Raw genomic sequence first — 2,444 nt, forward strand, 5'->3', positions numbered from 1 at the left:
TCTGCGTTTCATAGTCCATCCTTTCTTGGGACGGATTACTAGCACCTCAGTGGCCTGATTTCAGGGGGCTGGGTCAATAGTAAAGATCTAGTGACATGGTCCGTCTTCGCGGGTGCCCCAATGCAGATATTTAGCTCACTGCAGCGACGCTACAACGCGGGCCGCTGAAACGGACGTTCCCTGCTTCCGCGAAATTGGCGCGCTGTTAGAACTCACAGGTCGCAGGGCAAACCCGACTTTGGCTAGTGGCCTTTTTCGCGCAGAGGCGATTTCCGCAACCAGATCAATATACCAACTGCATTCCATTCTCCGGGTCACAATATCGGAAACGGGCCAAAACCGCGCGTTGTCCATGTCGTCCAGCTCAAAGGTATCGAAACCCGTCGCGCCATCAGAAGGGGTTATTTTGCTGACAATGAACATGGCGTTCTCAACGAGGCCACGTTTATCGCTGATCTATTTAGAGTTGCTGCGTGAGAAAATGATGCCTGAACCCTGTTCCGCCCACCAGATTTAAGGCAACAAAGCCCTTCAAAATCAAATCTCAACCAAACATCAACCACTGTATTAGATCGATCAAAACTGGATATCGAACGCAGCCTTTAGGCCATAGCTCTGGGGGGTGGGCATACCCAAGCCATTCACAAACCCGTCGATGACGACCGTGCCGCCCGCCTGCGTCACATAGCTGACGCCTAGATTCACCCGACCGCGACGGTTGCGTTGGTTTGCCGTCGCCAGTGTGTCGCTTCCATACCTGCGGGTCGACGTGCTCGAAAGCGCACCGCCGCCATTCAGAACAAATGGGGCGCCGTTCATCTGACGCAGCGTGTGCCGAAAGTCCAAACCCATCTTGATATGGCGCAGCCGAGTGCTCTGCCCCGGAAGCGACCCGCTGTTGAGCGGCGACACATCTTCCGTCGCGTATGACGCCAGAATGCTCGGGAGCAAAGTCGTTATGCCATAGCGAAGCTTGCCCGAAATCCTCAGTTGTGTCAGACCGCGCCGGCTGTCCGGGCGTCTTTTGCTGCTATCTAAATGCCGTATGCCATCAGACGCCCGCCCGTACAAAAGACGCCCCTCGAAAAACAAGGGTTGGTTGGCATTGCGTGCCAGAAAATAGGATCCGGCCATCGCGCCCAAGCCCTCCTTGCCGGACACGGCGCCCGCTTGGGACAAGTAATCCGCCTCAATCATACCACCGACGATTAGGGTCGACGTCACATATGCATGCAGCCCCATCGCGCCGAAGCCGTATTTGTCCTTGCGCTGGTCACTCTCGCCCCACCGCCCGTTCACCCGCGCCCACAGACGCTGATCTACGCCGCTGGAAAAAGTCACGGTGCCACGATGATCGGTAATATCAGCGTTCAAGGCACCAGATTCTGCACCCGACAGAAAGGCCACCAGATGTGGCTGATGCAGGACCAGCTTGTTCATACGCGCATTCTGCAACTGAAACATCAGATTCTGGGTCTCAACCGGGTCCGCCCGAGCGCTGATATCACCCATACCAAACAGCAAAACAACCACTGCCAGAACACGCACACACCATCGCAACACAACATGTCCAAGCGCCTGGGATAAGGTGACCGCGTGTATACCGTTATGGACATGGGTCTTGCTCATAACATAGGCGCCTAGAATAGCTGGAGCAGAGAGGAAGGCGGCGGTGCAACGCGCCGGATTATTCAGGTGGCTGATTTCCGCCTATCTATACACGCTAAGATTAGCTCACCACCCCAAAAACCGAAAAACCCCAGTAAATTTGGGTTACCGATTATGTCAATGTGTAATTGCTGGCGGTGGAAATTTGCGCCTTTATGGACGATCCTGGCACGATACAGACCCTGAAACACCCTGCAACTGCCTCGCCATGGCCAGCCCCATGGGGACCACCAAGCGCACGGGTGCGCGAGCAGAAGCTATGAAATTCCCGGAGAAACCGTCATTGGCGGACACGTCTGAAATAGGCAATGTGATTGTTACCCACAAAGAGGGCAACGTGTTATTCGCAAAAATGCCAGCGGGTCTTATACAGCGCTTGTTGACGGCACACCGGCACTTGTTCGGTATTCGGGACGCCATGAGATTGCTAAACAAAGCAAGTAACGCAACGCGTAGCCTAGGTTCTCACGTGTTCGGGAGCATGGAATTGAGATAATCGACATACGCGGTCAAGTCGCCTTAAACGGTCGTCCATAGATTGATCGCGGCGCGGCACGTCAATGCTGTCATTCGCTGCAAATGCAATTGGCATGTGGAAAAAATTGAACGCCACGGATTTAGCTAACCGGTGGCGTAGTTCTGAGTCCCAACTTCCACGATTTCCCCGACTTCTGTAGGCTTGCCAGCAGAGGAGACCCTTAGGCTCAGGACCCATTGATTTCCGCTGCGGGGCGTGTTTCACGGCTGCAAAAAGCGGTGAACATGTCTGATCTTTT

Annotated in this window: 2 protein-coding genes; both read right to left on the bottom strand. The window is 54.4% G+C overall.

What is annotated here, in order from left to right; genetic code table 11:
* Positions 1-135: 135 nt before the first annotated feature.
* A complete protein-coding gene (locus Q1A75_RS23690) occupies positions 136-423 on the bottom strand; it encodes a hypothetical protein (protein WP_299593475.1) in 288 nt (95 codons plus the stop codon).
* Positions 424-576: 153 nt separating this feature from the next.
* On the bottom strand, positions 577-1,629 hold the full coding sequence (locus Q1A75_RS23695) for a hypothetical protein (protein WP_299593478.1): 1,053 nt from the start codon (positions 1,627-1,629) through the stop codon (positions 577-579).
* Between the last annotated feature and the right edge of the window lie 815 nt (positions 1,630-2,444).

It is taken from the genome of uncultured Tateyamaria sp. (assembly GCF_947504105.1).
Classification (GTDB): Bacteria; Pseudomonadota; Alphaproteobacteria; order Rhodobacterales; family Rhodobacteraceae; genus Tateyamaria.

Bases quoted from the DNA above. Each gene is read 5' to 3' on its own strand.
- Q1A75_RS23695 (WP_299593478.1), bottom strand. From the start codon at position 1,629: ATGAGCAAGACCCATGTCCATAACGGTATACACGCGGTCACCTTATCC.
- Q1A75_RS23690 (WP_299593475.1), bottom strand. From the start codon at position 423: ATGTTCATTGTCAGCAAAATAACCCCTTCTGATGGCGCGACGGGTTTC.